Below are 17,232 nucleotides of genomic sequence, written 5' to 3'. Positions count from 1 at the left end.
GTGTCCTTGTCATTTTGGTCACAATAGCCCCTCAGAAGGTGATGGACAGGCAATGGGTAAGAATCAAGACTGGCTGAATTTCGAACATTTAGCGGCGGATAAGTTAAAGGATGAGGTAAAACCGCCATCTATGTATAAAGTTATATTAAACAACGACGATTACACTCCAATGGAATTTGTGATTGACGTTCTGCAAAAGTTCTTTTCTTATGATATTGAACGTGCAACGCAACTGATGCTCCAGGTGCACTATAAAGGCAAAGCTATCTGTGGTGTTTACACTGCGGAAGTCGCTGAAACCAAGGTCGCACACGTAAATGAGTACGCCAAGGAGAATGAGCATCCGTTGCTGTGTACGCTGGAAAAAGCCTGATTAAGGCAATCTATTTGGGAGGTGCCTATGCTCAATCAAGAACTTGAACTCAGTCTCAACATGGCTTTCGCAAGAGCCCGTGAGCACCGGCATGAGTTTATGACCGTGGAGCACCTGCTGCTGGCGTTGCTCAGCAACCCTGCAGCCCGTGAAGCGCTTGAAGCTTGTACCGTTGACCTGGTGGCGTTACGCCAGGAGCTGGAAGCGTTCATCGAACAAACCACGCCCACCTTACCTGCCAGTGAAGAAGAACGTGACACCCAGCCTACGCTGAGTTTCCAGCGCGTGTTGCAGCGTGCGGTATTCCACGTTCAATCTTCCGGCCGTAGTGAAGTGTCTGGCGCAAACGTTCTGGTCGCCATCTTCAGCGAGCAGGAATCCCAGGCCGCGTATCTGCTGCGCAAACATGACGTCAGCCGCCTTGATGTGGTCAACTTCATCTCTCACGGTACGCGTAAAGACGAACCGGGCCAGACGCCAAACAATGCAGAAAACCCAGTTAACGAAGAGCAGTCGGCGGGGGAAGATCGTATGGAGAACTTCACCACAAATCTTAACCAGTTGGCGCGTGTGGGAGGGATCGACCCGTTGATTGGCCGTGACAAAGAGCTTGAGCGTGCGATTCAGGTGCTTTGTCGTCGTCGTAAAAACAACCCATTGTTGGTGGGCGAGTCCGGTGTGGGTAAAACCGCCATTGCCGAAGGTCTGGCATGGAGAATCGAGCAGGGCGATGTGCCGGAAGTGATTGCCGACTGCACCCTCTATTCTCTGGATATCGGTTCACTGCTGGCTGGCACCAAATACCGTGGCGATTTCGAAAAACGTTTCAAATCGCTGCTTAAACAACTTGAGCAAGACAAGAACAGCATTCTGTTTATCGATGAGATCCATACCATCATCGGTGCGGGTGCGGCGTCTGGCGGGCAAGTGGATGCAGCAAACCTGATTAAACCATTGTTATCGAGCGGTAAAATCCGTGTTATCGGTTCGACGACCTATCAGGAATTCAGCAACATCTTCGAAAAAGATCGTGCTTTGGCACGTCGCTTCCAGAAGATTGACATCACTGAGCCTTCAGTCGAAGAAACCGTGCAGATCATCAACGGTCTGAAAACCAAATACGAAGCGCACCATGATGTACGTTATACCGCGAAAGCAGTGCGTGCGGCGGTTGAGCTGTCGGTCAAATACATCAATGACCGCCATCTGCCGGATAAAGCTATCGATGTTATTGATGAAGCGGGTGCCCGCAGCCGGTTGATGCCGGTCAGCAAACGCAAGAAAACCGTTAACGTCAGCGACATTGAGAGCGTGGTTGCGCGTATTGCGCGTATTCCGGAAAAAACCGTCTCTTCTACCGACCGTGATGTGCTGAAGAACCTTAGCGATCGCCTGAGAATGCTGGTGTTCGGGCAGGATCCGGCGATTGAAGCGCTGACCGAGGCGATCAAAATGAGCCGCGCCGGTTTGGGGCAGGATCACAAGCCTGTTGGTTCCTTCCTGTTCGCCGGTCCTACCGGTGTGGGTAAAACTGAAGTCACGGTGCAACTGGCAAAAGCGCTGGATATCGAACTGCTGCGTTTTGATATGTCCGAATATATGGAGCGTCACACCGTCAGCCGTTTGATTGGTGCACCTCCAGGCTATGTCGGCTTTGATCAGGGTGGTTTGCTGACTGACGCTGTGCTGAAGCATCCGCACTCTGTTGTACTGCTCGATGAAATCGAGAAAGCGCACCCGGACGTCTTCAACCTGCTGTTGCAGGTGATGGACAACGGTACGCTGACCGATAACAACGGCCGCAAAGCGGACTTCCGCAACGTCATTCTGGTGATGACCACCAACGCCGGCGTGCGTGAAACTGAACGTAAGTCGATTGGTCTGGTGCATCAGGATAACAGCCCGGATGCGATGGATGAGATCAAGAAAGTCTTTACGCCAGAGTTCCGTAACCGCCTGGATAACGTGATCTGGTTCAACCATCTGTCCACTGAAGTGATTCAGCAGGTGGTTGACAAGTTCATTGTGGAACTGCAGGCGCAGCTGGATGCGAAGGGCGTTTCGCTGGAAGTCAGTGACGAAGCCCGCAACTGGTTAACCGTTAAAGGTTACGACAAGGCCATGGGCGCACGTCCAATGACGCGTGCCGTGCAGGAGAACCTGAAGAAACCATTGGCTAACGAATTGCTGTTTGGTTCGCTGGTTGACGGCGGTTCAGTTTCCGTTGCGCTCGATAAGAGTACTGACAAACTGACGTACCATTTTATGAGTGCGCAGAAGAAAAAAGCCGAAGGTGCCGTGCATTAAGCGGCAGCAGAGAGCGTAAAAGTGAAAAAGGCGATGAATTCATCGCCTTTTTTTATGCCTGCTGTTAGATAAAACCGGGAATTTACAGAGAATCTAAAGCAGGGACTCGCTGAATAAAAGCCGAATTGCGGATACCACAAAACGCCCTTGCAATAGCAGGAAGGGCGAAAAGGGTATCCTCAGGTATCGCCAGAAAAATCAGCGATGAGTAAACCGCTTATTAGCGGCTACGGAAGACAATGCGGCCTTTGCTCAGGTCGTACGGGGTCAGCTCTACAGTGACTTTGTCGCCCGTCAGGATGCGGATGTAGTTCTTACGCATTTTACCGGAGATGTGTGCAGTGACTACGTGACCGTTTTCTAACTCAACGCGGAACATAGTGTTTGGCAGCGTATCAAGTACGGTGCCCTGCATTTCAATATTGTCTTCTTTGGCCATCGAATCCTCTAGGTCTAACTACCATAGTTTTTAACCGGCAAGATAATGCCGAAAAACCCACATTATGTAAAGATATATGGACCACGATCGCATCTATTCCCTATCCTTCGGGACTATCGGCAGGTCTTCATAACGTGGGGATAAGTCTTGGGGCAGCCAGCATTCCGGCGGTAATTGATGCTGTGAAAGCCGGGAAAGCAGCTGCAAAAATTGGCGGCGGGGGATCTCTCTCGCACCCAGCGACGCAGTGTGAGGGTTGAGCACCTGACAGTCAATCAGTTCTCCGCCATAGCGGGTAAAATGTTGGCAAAAGATCATCACTGCGCATTTTGAGGCGTTTATCTGACGGGTGAACATCGACTCACCGCAGAACAGGCCGCCAACGTTTACTCCGTACATCCCGCCGACCAGCGCATCCCCGGACCACACTTCCACCGAATGTGCGTGTCCCGCATCATGCAGTTCCTGATAGCCACGTTTTACCAGCGGGCCAATCCAGGTACCTTCTTCACGCTGCTGGGCGCAGGCATTGACCACGTCACTGAACGCGCGGTTCAGAGTGAACCGGTAAGGCTCCTGACGCATGAAACGTCGCAGGCTGCGGCTAACGTGCCGTTCGGACGGGAATAACACGGCACGGGGGTCTGGCGACCACCACAGGATCATCTCGCCGGGGTCGAACCACGGAAAAACACCCTGATGATAAGCAGAAAGCAGGCGCGGCAGCGTTAAATCCCCACCCAGCGCCAGTAGCCCATTAGGCTCCTGCAAGGCCGTTTCAGGGTCAGGGAAATTGAATGAATTCGCCTCAAGTTTAACTAGCTGCATCGGAGACCTTACTCATCATTAAGAGATTTGATTAACCACGTGCGCGAAAACGGGCATAGCGGCCAGCCAGGGTCATCAGGGTCTGGTGATCGCCTTGCTCAACAATGTGACCCTCTTCCATTACGCAAATCTTGTGCATATTTTCAAGGCCGTACAGACGGTGAGTCACCAGTATCAATGTCCGGTTATGGCAGTGCTTGCGCAGTAACGCCAGAATATGACGCTCGGTTTCGGCATCCAGCCCCTCTGTCGGTTCATCCAGCAGCCACAGCGGCGCGTTGTGCAATAAACCGCGCGCGAGCCCGAGTCGGCGCTGTTCGCCGCCAGAAAGCTGCCTGCCGCCTTCTCCCAGCCAGGCGTTTAGCCCTTCGCCTTCGAGCAGGGCATGTAAATCAACCGCTTCCAGCGAGCTCGCGAGCTCTGCATCACTGCTGTGAGGCGAGGCCATGAGCAGGTTTTCACGCAGCGTATTATTGAAAATATGTACCCGTTGGCTGACCACGGTCATCATCTGGCGCAGGGTTGATTCAGCATAGTTGGCCAGCGGTGCGCCGTTGAGTTTTAAATTGCCGCTGTCGGCATCCCACGCCCGGGTAATCAGTTGCAGCAGTGTGGATTTACCGCAGCCGGTCTGGCCGAGCAAAGCCACGTGCTCACCCGCATGGATATTCAACACAATATTTTTAAGTACCGGCAACGGCTGTCCTGGATAGGTGAAATTCAGGTCTTCAATGTGCAGGGCGGCCTGCTGTTGTGCTGAAGCACCCTGCTTCGGGAAGGTGACCAGCGGTTGCTGTTCGATCACCTGACTGACACGGTTGGCGCTAGCCATGACCTGTCCCAGATGCTGAAACGCGGCCGCGACCGGGCCAAGTGACTCAAAGGCAGCCAGCGGTGTGAAGACGAACAGGGCGATCAGTGCACCGGGCTGGGCGAGAGTGCTAAATCCGCCCGCAGCCAGCCACAACATCAGTGTCACGGTCAGCCCCGCGCATGCAATGATCATTGCCAGTGACAAGCCTGCAAGTTTGGCCTGCTGTTGCTGGCGAGACATCCAACTGCGTTCTATAACATCCAGCGTTTGGCGAAAACGTGCTTCAGCGCCAAATATCACCAGTTCAGACTGGCCTTGTAACCAGGCATTCAATTGCGTGCGGTAAGCGCCGCGCAGGCTGGTCAGTTCACTGCCAATCGGCTGCCCGGCGCGGTAGAAAATCACCGGCAACAACAGCATCAGCGCCATCATAATGGCGCCCAGTGTCAGCGCCAGATTGAGATCTAAAAAACTCAGTCCGCAAGTGACGACCAGAATAATGACCAGTGCGCTGACTAGCGGAGAGATAACGCGCAGATAGAGGTGGTCAAGCGTATCGACATCCGCCACCAGGCGGTTGAGTAAATCGGCCTGACGAAAACGGGCGATGCCACCGGGTGACAGCGGCATGATTTTGGTGAAAGTGAATACGCGCAAATGCGCCAGTACGCGGAAGGTTGCGTCATGACTAACCAGCCGTTCAGCATAACGCCCGGCAGTGCGGAGAATGGCCGCACCGCGCACGCCTGCGGCAGGTAACATATAGTTGAAGGTGTACAACCCGGCTAAACCTGCCACCGCCGAAGCGGCCAGGAACCAACCGGAAAGCGTCAGCAATCCGATGCTTGCAAGCAGGGTGACAATCGCCAGAATAATCCCCAATGACAGCCGCAGCCAGTGGCGGCGGTACAGCGCGAGGTAAGGCAGTAGAATTTTCATGGTTACAGCTCCTGACTGCGCTGGGCCAGCAAACGGGAGAATGCGCCGTTTTGCGCCACTAATTGCTGATAGCTGCCTTGTTCGATGAGTTGGCCTTTATCCATCACCCAGATCACATCGTAATGTTCGGTATCTTCTAACTGATGCGTGACTAGCAGGGTAGTTTGCGACGTAGAGGCCTCACTCAGCGCATGCATCACGCGCTTTTCACTGTGTGCATCGAGGCTGGCCGTCGGTTCGTCCAGCAACAATAGCTGGCAGGGCGAGAGCAGTGCGCGTGCCACGGCAACGCGCTGAGCCTGGCCAACAGACAGGCGTGCGGCACTGTCGCCCAGTTCGGTATCCAGACCTTGCGGTAGCAAGGCTAAAAACTCACTGACATAGGCACGTTCTATTGCAGACTGGAGTTGGTTTTCGCTGGCATCAGGCTGATTCAACAGGATATTAGCGCGCAGTGATTGCTCTGGAAGATGGGGGTTCTGACCCACCCAGCTAAGCTGCTTGCGCCATTCGCTGCTGCGGATATCTCGCAATTCAAGGCCATTAGCCTGAAGCGAACCCTGGTAGGGCAAAAAGCCAAGCAGTGCATTGAGCAGGGAGCTTTTCCCCGCTCCGCTCAGGCCAACGATGGCCACGCGCGTTCCTGCTGACAGATTAAAATTGAGCGGGCCAGCTAACGTTTTGCCCTCCGGTGAGCGGACTACCCACTCACTGGCCGCCAGCGATACCGGCAGTGTACTTTCCCAGCTATGCGTCCCTTCCCCCTGACTTTCGGCCTCTGCAGTAAGAAACGTCAGCAGGCTTTCTGCCGCACCGACGGCCTGGGCTTTAGCGTGGTAAAACGCGCCAAGGTCGCGCAGTGGCTGGAAAAACTCGGGTGCCAGAATCAACACCAGGAACCCGGCGAACAAGGTGACCGGTGTGCCGTAGCTGCCAAAATTCAGTTCACCCAGATATGAGAAGCCAAAATAGACCGCAACAACGGCGATGGAAAGAGAAGCGAAGAATTCGAGCACGGCGGAAGATAAGAATGCCAGACGCAGCACGTCCATCGTTCTGGCGCGGAATTTCTCGGTCGAGCGGGTGATCTGGTCTGTTTCGGCCTGTGCGCGGTGGAACAGGCGTAGGGTGTCGAGGCCGCGCAGGCTGTCGAGGAAGTTACCGCTCAGGCGGGCGAGGGCAGTGAAGTTACGGCGGTTGGCATCCGCAGCGCCCATACCTACCAGCGCCATAAATAGGGGGATCAGGGGCGCGGTGACCAACAGGATCATGCCTGCTGCCCAGTTGACCGGAAAGATACTGACCAGAATCAGCAGCGGGATGATCCCCGCCAGGGCGACTTGCGGCAGATAGCGCGCGTAATAGTCCTGCATGTCTTCGATCTGTTCAAGAATGATAGTGGCCCAGCTTCCTGCCGGTTTGCCCTGGATCCAAGCGGGGCCAAGCGTCGTCAGCCGGTCGAGTACCTGTTTTCGCATCTCCTGGCGGATCACTTTTCCACAGATAAAACCTACCTGCTCACGTAACCAGGTCACCACCGCACGTACAATAAACGTCAACGCCAGCAACAGGAAACTTTGCAGTAGGGCCTCGCGTGGCGTGTGTTGAATGATCAGGCTGTGCAGTAATCCTGCCATCAACCAGGCCTGAGCCAGGATCAATAAACCGGAGAGTAAACCGAGCATCATCGACAGGCGTACCCAGCCTTTAGCGCGAGTGCTTTGTTGTTTTAACCAACGGATCAGTTCTTGTTGTCGAGTTTTATTCATCAGGCAATCAGTCTGCGCAGCAATACAGAAATCACTGTGTGGATATTTCTGCATAGAGTGACATGCGGCTTGGCGGGGAAATCAGGAGGACGCTGAAGAAGCCCGATAGCAGGTCGCATGATCCAAAAAAGCGCCGCAGTGACGGCGCTATCAACCGTTGCGTTCCGAGCTAAGTCGAAAGCCAGCTCATGTTACATGTTCAAAGTAAGACTGAAAACATTATCTATTTTTATAAAAAATAAGGCGGCCATTCAGCCGCCCTATAGGGCATACAACATACTGTTGTCGCAGAAATGTTTAAACCGCAGCAGGTTTAACCAGACCATCCAGATAACGTTCTGCATCCAGCGCGGCCATACAACCGGTACCGGCCGACGTGATGGCCTGGCGGTAGATGTGGTCCATGACATCACCCGCAGCAAAAACGCCTGGAATACTGGTCTGAGTGGCGTTGCCGTGAATGCCTGACTGAACTTTGATATAGCCGTTTTCGAGCGCCAGTTGGCCGTCAAAAATCGCGGTGTTCGGGCTGTGGCCGATGGCGATAAATACACCGGCAACGTCAAGTTTCTCCAACTCATCAGTACGCGCATCACGCAGATTTGCGCCGGTGACGCCCATCTGGTCGCCAAGAACTTCATCCAGCGTTTTATGGGTGTGCAGCACGATGTTGCCGTTTTTGGCTTTCTCGTTCAGGCGGTCAATAAGGATTTTCTCTGCACGGAAGCTGTCACGACGGTGGATCAGGTGAACTTCTTCGGCGATGTTGGCCAGATAGAGTGCCTCTTCCACGGCCGTATTACCCCCGCCGACCACGGCAACTTTCTGGTTACGGTAGAAGAAGCCGTCGCAGGTCGCACAGGCAGAAACGCCTTTGCCCTTGAAAGCCTCCTCAGAGGGCAAACCGATATAACGTGCAGAAGCGCCGGTGGCGATGATCAGGGCATCACAGGTGTACTCTTCGCTATCGCCAAACAGGCGGAAAGGACGATGCTGCAAATCAACTTTGTGAATATGGTCAATGATGATTTCGGTATTAAATTTTGCCGCATGCTCGTGCATGCGATCCATCAGGCCTGGCCCCGTCAAACCTTCCGGGTCACCCGGCCAGTTTTCAACTTCCGTCGTGGTGGTCAACTGACCGCCTTTTTCCATGCCAGTGATCAGCACCGGGTTCAGGTTGGCGCGGGCAGCATAAACCGCTGCGGTATAACCGGCAGGACCTGAGCCTAAAATCAATAACTTACTGTGTTTAACCGTACTCATGAGCAATTCATCTCCGTGATGGGGACTAGCAATGAATCGATTGTAGGGAAAAGCGCGCCGTAAAAAAAGTAAACTCAGATGTTGTTAGCGATTTGTCTGATAGTTTTTACTGTTAAACCCGCGTAGAACAGAACCGCAGTCAGGCTTTTAGTTGGGTAACTGATTGAAGGATTGAGAAATAAATTTGGGCTGGGTCATAAGTTCGGGTTTATTTGGTCCATCACAATGTGACGTTTTCAAGCTAAATCCTGTCTTCTTGCAGGGTTTATCGTGGAAAAGCTATCGAATTGTTTTGTTGTTGTCGGTCAGGGCAGATAGCTAAAAAGGACGTCGTGTCATTTCAATCTGGCACGTTCTTCTGATTTTGCTTCTTTTACTTTGACAATCCGCTGTGCATTTGCGAAAACATCTGGGGACGAAGAAATTAATCGCCTGCCTGTAACTTGAAATTACGCAAACAGCTGCTACCTGGCTCGTTCGGGGTTTTACAACGCTGGTCATTTCTTGTGCAGGATTTAGTGAAAACAGCTGTCAGCATGCAAGCTATTAATTTCACAGCGTTATTTTTTCTCGGTATCAGGTCACTGAACGCGTTTTCTTTCGACAGGGGACGAACGTGTTTAAACAGGGTGCTAAAACCTATAACAATCGGGTCTTCGCTTTGGACAAACCCTGACACATTGAAGTTGGCTAGGGTATGGCAGGTGCAGGGAAGGACAGCAGAGAGACAATAATAATGGTAGACAATAAAAAACGTCCGGGAAAAGATCTCGATCGTATTGACCGTAACATCCTCAATGAACTGCAAAAGGATGGCCGGATTTCAAACGTCGAGCTTTCCAAACGTGTGGGATTATCTCCAACGCCGTGTCTGGAGCGCGTTCGTCGTTTAGAACGTCAGGGCTTCATCAACGGTTATACCGCATTGCTCAATCCACATTATCTGGATGCTTCACTGCTGGTGTTTGTTGAAATAACACTCAACCGTGGTGCACCGGATGTGTTTGAGCAATTTAATGCTGCAGTACAGAAACTCGAAGATATTCAGGAGTGTCATTTGGTTTCCGGGGACTTCGACTATTTGTTGAAAACCCGCGTACCTGATATGTCCGCTTACCGTAAGTTGTTAGGAGAGACGTTACTTCGTCTGCCGGGTGTCAACGACACCCGCACCTATGTGGTGATGGAAGAAGTAAAACAAACTAACCGACTGGTCATTAAGACCCGGTAAAGGTTCAGGTGCAAAACCTTATAAAGTTAGCTACACTCCTGTGTATCTATACAGCTCTGGCGCCGAGGCCCGTTCTCGGCGCTGTTGCTTTTTCAGCCCACAGGAACCTGGAGAGCCTTTCTTGAGCCAGGAATATACAGAAGATAAAGACGTTACCTTGAAGAAACTGAGCAGTAGCCGCCGTGTATTGGAGGCTGTGCTGGTTGTGGTAGCCGTTTTCGCCGTTTACCTTATTGCGGCATTGGTGAGTTTTAACCCATCAGATCCGAGCTGGTCGCAGACTGCTTGGCATGGACCTATCCATAATTGGGGTGGGGGTGTCGGGGCCTGGATGGCCGATACATTATTCTTCGTTTTTGGCGTATTGGCTTACGCAATTCCCCCTATCATGCTTAGCCTGTGTTGGGCGGCGTTTCGCCAGCGTGATAATCAGGATCATGTCGATTATTTTTCCTTATCGCTGCGCCTCATCGGGACGCTGGCGTTAATTCTTACATCTTGTGGGTTAGCCGCGTTTAACATCGACGACCTCTATTACTTCGCTTCCGGCGGGGTGATCGGCAGTTTGCTGGGAACAGCAATGACCCCGTGGTTGAACAATGTTGGCGCAACCCTGTTGCTTCTATGCGTCTGGGCAGCGGGTTTAACGCTGTTTACAGGGTGGTCATGGCTGACGATTGCAGAGAAAATTGGCGGTGTGGTTTTAGGTGTAACCACCTTTATGACTAACCGTTCGCGCCGTGATGACGATGAAGAATATGACGATCACCATGATCAGCAAGCCCAGGATGCGCATGACGATCCTCTTCTTGATAGCGATTATGTGCCTTCTGATGCAGCACGTGCTGCGGCAGTTACCACGGCGGCCGTTGCAGCTTCATCTGCTCCCGCTTCGGCTGCTGAGGAAGAGGATGATGTATTGTTCTCTGCGCCGTCAGTGCACGAGCCTGTTCATGAGAGCCCGCAGCCACAAACGATAGCCTCTCCCGCTGAACCAACTCCGGCAGAACTCACTCCGCCTGCGCATATTCCTGCGCCGGAAGCGGTTATTTCGCCACCTCCACCGTTATACAGTTTTGAGATCCCCCAGGAAACGCCTGCGCCGCAACAGCCTGTGCCGCATTCGCCTCACCGTCAGGATGAGCCGCGTCTGGGTAACTGGAGTGCACATGCCGATCCTGACGCTGAGCACTCGCCTTTTGATTTTAGTACCGCACAGCGCGACAGCTCCGATGTGAATAGTGTTGCAGCAACGGCGGCACTGGCGACGGGCCTGGCACAGGCCGGGCAGTCGGCTATATCGTCAACCAATACCTTTATGCCTGCGTTCAGTGCTGTCAGTGATGGCAATTCGCAAATTAAAAAAGGTGTCGGTCCAGAATTACCGCGTCCAAATCCGGTTCGTATCCCTACGCGTCGCGAGCTGGCGTCTTACGGTATCAAGTTGCCTTCCCAACGAATGGCAGAACAACAGGAGCAAGAGCAGGTTGCCGCACAGCAACATGTCGCTGGTCCTGCGATTGATGATACCGATAGCATTCAGGGCGACGATGACCAGGCTTTACAGGAAGCGGCGCTGCGTCAGCAGTTTGCCCATCAGCAAAGCCAGCGTTACGGTGAAGAACACCAAGCTACCGAGCAGGACGAGGAGGCGGCGCTAGAGGAGGCCGCATTGCGTCAAGCGTTTGCTACGCGTGAGCAGAATCGTTACCAACAGGAAGCGCAGGAGCCAATGGATTCCGTGCCCTATCAGGAGCGTGCTTTCTCCTCTGCGCCAACGGAGTCAGCTTCTGAGGTTCTGGCGGCGGCGGCAATCAATATCAGCACGCATGATGCCTTCACCTTCTCGCCAATGGCGGATTTGGTCGATGACACGCCTTCGGAACCGCTGTTTACGCTGTCCCCACAGAAAAGCGAAGAACCTGATGTGCCAACTTTCGGCCAGTCAGTCCATCGCCCATCCCATGCGCCGGTGGAAGCTATCGAGCAGTATGAAGCGCCGCAGCAGTCACAGGCGACGCATCAGCCAAACATGGACAGTCTGATCCACCCATTCCTTATGCGCAATGAGCAACCGTTGGTCAGGCCGACCACGCCATTCCCATCATTGGACCTGTTGACTTCTCCTCCGGTTGAAGCTGAGCCTGTAGATGACTTTGCATTAGAACAAATGGGTAACCTAATAGAAGCGCGTTTAAATGATTACCGCATAAAGGCGGATGTTGTCGGCAAATTACCTGGGCCAGTGATCACGCGTTTCGAGCTGAATTTGGCTCCAGGTGTTAAAGCTGCACGTATTTCAAATTTGTCGCGTGACCTTGCGCGCTCCCTGTCTGCGGTGGCTGTTCGTGTGGTTGAGGTTATTCCGGGCAAACCTTATGTCGGATTAGAATTACCTAACAAAAAGCGTCAGACCGTTTATCTACGCGAAGTGCTGGACTGTGCGAAATTCCAAGACAGTCCTTCACCGCTGACGATCGTGTTGGGTAAAGATATTTCCGGTGAACCGGTAATAGCTGATCTGGCTAAAATGCCACACTTATTGGTTGCTGGTACTACAGGTTCCGGTAAGTCGGTGGGTGTTAACGCCATGATTCTGAGTATTCTTTATAAAGCGTCAGAGAAAGACGTGAAATTCATTATGATCGACCCGAAAATGCTCGAGTTATCGGTCTATGAAGGCATTCCACACCTTTTGACTCCTGTTGTAACAGACATGAAAGATGCCGCTAATGCATTACGCTGGTGTGTGGGCGAAATGGAGCGTCGTTATAAGCTCATGTCTGCACTTGGAGTGCGTAATTTAGCGGGCTATAACGATCGAGTAAAAGAAGCCGAAGCCATGGGCCGCCCAATTCCTGATCCATTCTGGAAGCCAGGTGATGGCATGGCGGCTGAACCTCCGCATCTTGAGAAAGAGCCTTTCATTGTGGTTATGGTGGACGAATTTGCTGATCTGATGATGACGGTGGGCAAAAAAGTTGAAGAATTGATTGCACGTCTGGCACAGAAAGCGCGTGCGGCGGGTATTCATCTGGTTCTGGCAACCCAGCGTCCGTCAGTGGATGTTATCACTGGCCTTATCAAAGCCAATATCCCCACCCGTATTGCGTTTACAGTTTCGAGTAAAATTGACTCACGCACTATCCTCGATCAGGGCGGTGCCGAATCTTTACTGGGTATGGGTGACATGTTGTATATGGCGCCTAACTCCTCGATCCCTGTGCGTGTTCACGGTGCCTTTGTTCGCGACCAGGAAGTGCATGCAGTCGTTCAAGACTGGAAAGCCCGCGGTCGTCCAAAATATATCGAAAGCATCATCTCCGGTGGTGAAGACGGTGAGGGCGGTGGTCTGGGTCTTGATAGTGATGAAGAGCTGGATGCCCTGTTTGATCAGGCAGTGGCTTTCGTGGTGGATAAACGCCGTGCTTCTATATCCGGTGTACAGCGTCAGTTCCGTATCGGCTACAACCGTGCGGCGCGTATCGTTGAGCAAATGGAAGCGCAGGGCATTGTCAGTGCTCCGGGCCATAACGGTAACCGCGAGGTGCTGGCACCGCCATCGCACGAATAAATCTCTCCTGATTTGCTTGTATTTTGTTAAGAAGGGTCGCGAATGCGGCCCTTATGCAAAGATGCGTAAAACAATGGTTTTTCAGACGATTGAGCTACCGCTGGCACGCTGCCTCGGATAGAGTTCGCACCATACGTCTTTTGCCTGTGTGAAAGGCATCGTCTGAATTTATGGATTTCTGAGGCAAGTATAAGAATGAAAAAATTGTTAATGGTAGGGTGTTTATTGACTGCGTTTACCTCCGCTTCCGTTCTGGCTGACGCTAGCAGTGATCTTAAATCTCGTCTTGGCAAACTGAATACGTTCCATGCCAGCTTCACTCAAACCGTCACCAGTGATGATGGTGCTGCTGTGCAGCAGGGTGAAGGCGAGCTGTGGGTCAAACGCCCCAATCTCTTCAACTGGCATATGACATCACCGGATGAAAGCATTCTGGTGTCTGACGGTAAAACTCTGTGGTTCTATAACCCGTTTGTTGAGCAAGTTACTGCAACCTGGCTGAAAAATGCGACCGGTAATACGCCGTTTATGTTGATTACCCGCAACGACAGCAGTGACTGGTCAAAATACAACATCAAGCAAAAAGGCGATGATTTCGAATTAACGCCGAAAGCAGCAACGGGCAATCTCAAGCAATTTGCGATTAATGTGACCCCAACCGGCACCATCAAAAGCTTTACCGCCGTTGAGCAGGATGGCCAGAAAAGTGCTTATGTCTTGAAAGGCCAGCAAAACTCCACGGTTGATGATGCCAAATTCAAATTTACACCGCCGAAAGGTGTGACGGTGGATGACCAGCGTCAGTGAGGCCCCTTTGAGTAATCTGTCACTCGATTTTTCCCACAATGAGTTCCAGCCACTGGCCGCAAGAATGCGGCCAGTTTCTCTTGCAGAGTATATCGGCCAGCAACATTTACTGGCGCCGGGTAAACCGTTGCCACGTGCGATAGAAGCCGGGCAACTGCATTCGATGATCCTATGGGGACCACCGGGAACGGGGAAAACGACGCTGGCAGAGTTGATTGGGCGCTACGCCAGCGCGGATGTGGAACGCATTTCGGCTGTCACCTCAGGCATTAAAGAGATCCGTGAGGCAATAGAGCGTGCGCGGCAAAACCGTGATGCAGGCAGACGCACCATACTGTTTGTTGATGAGGTCCATCGATTTAACAAAAGCCAGCAGGATGCTTTCCTGCCACATATCGAAGACGGCACCATCACCTTTATTGGTGCGACGACCGAAAATCCCTCGTTCGAACTCAATTCAGCACTGCTTTCCCGTGCACGCGTCTATCTGCTCAAATCCCTGACGGCGGAAGATATCGAGAAAGTGATTGATCAAGCGCTGACCAACAAAGAGCGCGGCTATGCGGATCAAAAAATTGTAGTACCCGATGAGACGCGTCGAATGCTGGGTGAACTGGTTAACGGTGATGCACGCCGTGCGCTAAACAGCATAGAAATGATGGCTGATATGGCTGAAATCGATGCCAACGGCATCAGGACTTTAACGCCTGAGTTACTGAAAGAAATCTCCGGTGAGCGCAGCGCGCGTTTCGATAACAAAGGCGATCGCTATTATGATCTGATTTCTGCACTGCATAAATCGGTGCGCGGTTCTTCCCCCGATGCCGCTCTTTACTGGTACGCCCGCATTATTACTGCCGGTGGCGATCCGCTTTACGTGGCCCGACGTTTATTGGCGATTGCGTCAGAAGATGTCGGGAATGCGGATCCACGCGGTATGCAGGTTGCCATTTCTGCGTGGGATTGCTTTACCCGCGTTGGGCCGGCTGAAGGTGAACGGGCAATCGCTCAGGCGATTGTTTATCTGGCCTGCGCACCGAAAAGCAATGCTGTCTACAGCGCTTTTAAAGCGGCGATGCGCGATGCCCGCGAGCAATCGGATTATGATGTGCCCGAGCATTTACGCAATGCGCCAACCAAGCTGATGAAGGAAATGGGGCTGGGCGCAGAATACCGTTATGCCCATGATGAACCCAACGCCTATGCCGCTGGTGAGAACTATTTCCCGCCGCAAATGGCGAAAACTCAGTACTATTATCCATCATCTCGCGGGCTGGAAGGTAAGATCGGCGAAAAGCTGGCATGGCTGACTGAACAAGATCAAAATAGCCCGACAAAACGCTACCGCTAATTTTGCTCTTGCGGTAAGGTTACTTCTGATAACTCTTTGACATGCTGCCGGTTCAGGCGGCGTGCTTCATCTACTTCACAATCAAAACGACACGTACAGGATTAGCATGCTCGATCCCAATCTACTGCGTAATGAGCTAGACGCAGTTGCAGAAAAACTTGCTCGCAGAGGTTTTAAACTCGATGTGGAAACGCTACGTTCTCAAGAAGAACGTCGCAAAGTCTTGCAGGTAGAAACGGAAACTCTCCAGGCTGACCGTAACGCTCGATCGAAATCTATCGGTCTGGCAAAAGCCCGTGGCGAAGACATCGAACCCCTGCGTCAGGAAGTGAATGCGCTGGGTGAGAGACTGGATGCCGCGAAGGCTGAGCTGGATGCGTTGCAAAATGACATTCGCAATATCGCTTCCGCTATTCCTAACCTGCCAGATGATTCCGTGCCTGCCGGTAAAGACGAAAACGATAATCAGGAAGTCAGCCGCTGGGGTACACCTCGTCAGTATGATTTCGAGGTGCGCGATCACGTGTCCCTGGGCGAAATGTCCGGTGGGCTGGACTTTGCCGCTGCCGTCAAACTGACCGGTTCGCGTTTCGTGGTGATGAAAGGGCAGGTCGCCCGTATGCACCGTGCTTTGTCTCAGTTCATGCTGGATCTGCACACCGAGCAGCATGGCTATCTCGAAGCTTATGTACCGTATCTGGTTAACCATGACACGCTTTACGGCACCGGCCAGTTGCCGAAATTTGGTGAGGATCTATTCCACACTAAACCGCTAAGCGAAGAAGCAGGCACCAGTAACTATGCATTGATTCCAACGGCTGAAGTTCCGCTCACCAATCTGGTGCGTGACGAAATTTTGGAAGAAGAGTCCCTGCCGCTGAAAATGACTGCCCATACCCCGTGCTTCCGTTCTGAAGCCGGTTCTTATGGCCGTGATACTCGTGGTCTGATTCGTATGCACCAGTTCGATAAAGTCGAGATGGTACAAATTGTTCGCCCGGAAGACTCCATGCAGGCTTTAGAGGAGCTGACTGGCCACGCTGAGAAAGTGCTTCAGTTGCTGGACCTTCCATACCGCAAAATGTTGCTGTGTACCGGCGATATGGGCTTTGGTTCCGCCAAAACCTACGATCTGGAAGTGTGGCTGCCTGCGCAGAATACTTATCGCGAAATTTCTTCATGCTCAAACATGTGGGATTTCCAGGCGCGTCGTATGCAGGCTCGCTGCCGTAGCAAAACCGAGAAAAAAACACGTTTGGTTCATACCCTGAACGGTTCCGGCTTAGCCGTAGGCCGTACTCTGGTGGCCGTGTTGGAAAATTACCAGTTGGCCGATGGCCGTATCGAAGTGCCAGCAGTATTACGCCCTTACATGGGGGGTTTAGAATATATCGGCTAATGCCGTTATATATTCTAAAATATAGCGAAAAAGCGCCAGCGGGCGCTTTTTTTATGTGTGAAATAGTGCGTGGTGCGACGAATTTACTAATCACTGGTGTTCAATCCTTCCTTTTTTGATAGCAAACAAAGTTTC

At 52.3% G+C, this 17,232-nt stretch carries 12 protein-coding genes; 7 read left to right on the top strand and 5 right to left on the bottom strand.

Going from position 1 to position 17,232, the window contains the following annotated elements; translation table 11 throughout:
* Nucleotides 1-52: 52 nt before the first annotated feature.
* Together clpS and clpA are read left to right on the top strand one after the other, a co-directional pair.
* Nucleotides 53-373, top strand: a complete 321-nt coding sequence (gene clpS, locus EAH77_RS02510) for an ATP-dependent Clp protease adapter ClpS (protein ID WP_140470211.1) — start codon at nt 53-55, stop codon at nt 371-373.
* A gap of 27 nt (nt 374-400) precedes the next feature.
* Nucleotides 401-2,680 carry an ATP-dependent Clp protease ATP-binding subunit ClpA gene (gene clpA, locus EAH77_RS02505; protein WP_140470210.1) on the top strand — a complete coding sequence of 760 codons (2,280 nt, stop codon included), beginning with the start codon at nt 401-403 and terminating at the stop codon, nt 2,678-2,680.
* 220 nt (nt 2,681-2,900) lie between these two features.
* Here the strand turns inward: clpA and infA are convergent, their stop codons facing one another.
* From infA to trxB, 5 genes are all read right to left on the bottom strand, one after another.
* A complete protein-coding gene (gene infA / locus EAH77_RS02500) occupies nt 2,901-3,119 on the bottom strand; it encodes a translation initiation factor IF-1 (RefSeq protein WP_002211347.1) in 219 nt (72 codons plus the stop codon).
* 93 nt (nt 3,120-3,212) lie between these two features.
* The gene (gene aat, locus EAH77_RS02495) at nt 3,213-3,947 is read right to left on the bottom strand and encodes a leucyl/phenylalanyl-tRNA--protein transferase (RefSeq protein ID WP_140470209.1); all 735 of its coding nucleotides are present in this window, start codon (nt 3,945-3,947) and stop codon (nt 3,213-3,215) included.
* Nucleotides 3,948-3,978: 31 nt separating this feature from the next.
* Entirely contained in the window at nt 3,979-5,700 is a 1,722-nt protein-coding gene (gene cydC / locus EAH77_RS02490) for a heme ABC transporter ATP-binding protein/permease CydC (RefSeq protein ID WP_140470208.1), read from the bottom strand.
* Nucleotides 5,701-5,702: 2 nt separating this feature from the next.
* The gene (gene cydD, locus EAH77_RS02485) at nt 5,703-7,469 is read right to left on the bottom strand and encodes a heme ABC transporter permease/ATP-binding protein CydD (protein ID WP_140470207.1); all 1,767 of its coding nucleotides are present in this window, start codon (nt 7,467-7,469) and stop codon (nt 5,703-5,705) included.
* 297 nt (nt 7,470-7,766) lie between these two features.
* On the bottom strand, nt 7,767-8,735 hold the full coding sequence (gene trxB, locus EAH77_RS02480) for a thioredoxin-disulfide reductase (RefSeq protein WP_140470206.1): 969 nt from the start codon (nt 8,733-8,735) through the stop codon (nt 7,767-7,769).
* A gap of 736 nt (nt 8,736-9,471) precedes the next feature.
* On the opposite strand from trxB, the gene lrp reads away from it, so the two are divergent.
* The 5 genes from lrp to serS all read left to right on the top strand — a co-directional run bounded on the left by lrp (nt 9,472) and on the right by serS (nt 17,097).
* Nucleotides 9,472-9,966, top strand: coding sequence for a leucine-responsive transcriptional regulator Lrp (lrp, locus tag EAH77_RS02475; protein WP_013574775.1), 495 nt, complete (start codon nt 9,472-9,474; stop codon nt 9,964-9,966).
* A gap of 121 nt (nt 9,967-10,087) precedes the next feature.
* The gene (locus EAH77_RS02470; protein WP_140470205.1) at nt 10,088-13,540 is read left to right on the top strand and encodes a DNA translocase FtsK 4TM domain-containing protein; all 3,453 of its coding nucleotides are present in this window, start codon (nt 10,088-10,090) and stop codon (nt 13,538-13,540) included.
* 195 nt (nt 13,541-13,735) lie between these two features.
* Nucleotides 13,736-14,347 (top strand): outer membrane lipoprotein chaperone LolA, encoded by a 612-nt coding sequence (gene lolA, locus EAH77_RS02465; protein ID WP_140470204.1) that lies wholly within the window; start codon nt 13,736-13,738, stop codon nt 14,345-14,347.
* A gap of 7 nt (nt 14,348-14,354) precedes the next feature.
* Nucleotides 14,355-15,698, top strand: a complete 1,344-nt coding sequence (locus tag EAH77_RS02460) for a replication-associated recombination protein A (protein ID WP_140470356.1) — start codon at nt 14,355-14,357, stop codon at nt 15,696-15,698.
* A 106-nt stretch (nt 15,699-15,804) separates the two neighbouring features.
* A complete protein-coding gene (gene serS, locus EAH77_RS02455) occupies nt 15,805-17,097 on the top strand; it encodes a serine--tRNA ligase (protein WP_140470203.1) in 1,293 nt (430 codons plus the stop codon).
* Nucleotides 17,098-17,232 lie beyond the last annotated feature (135 nt).

The organism is Ewingella americana (genome assembly GCF_006438725.1).
In the GTDB taxonomy this organism is placed as follows: Bacteria; Pseudomonadota; Gammaproteobacteria; order Enterobacterales; family Enterobacteriaceae; genus Ewingella; species Ewingella americana_A.
The sequence above is the reverse complement of the archived record's forward strand: the minus strand, read 5'-3'. Positions and strand labels throughout refer to the sequence as shown.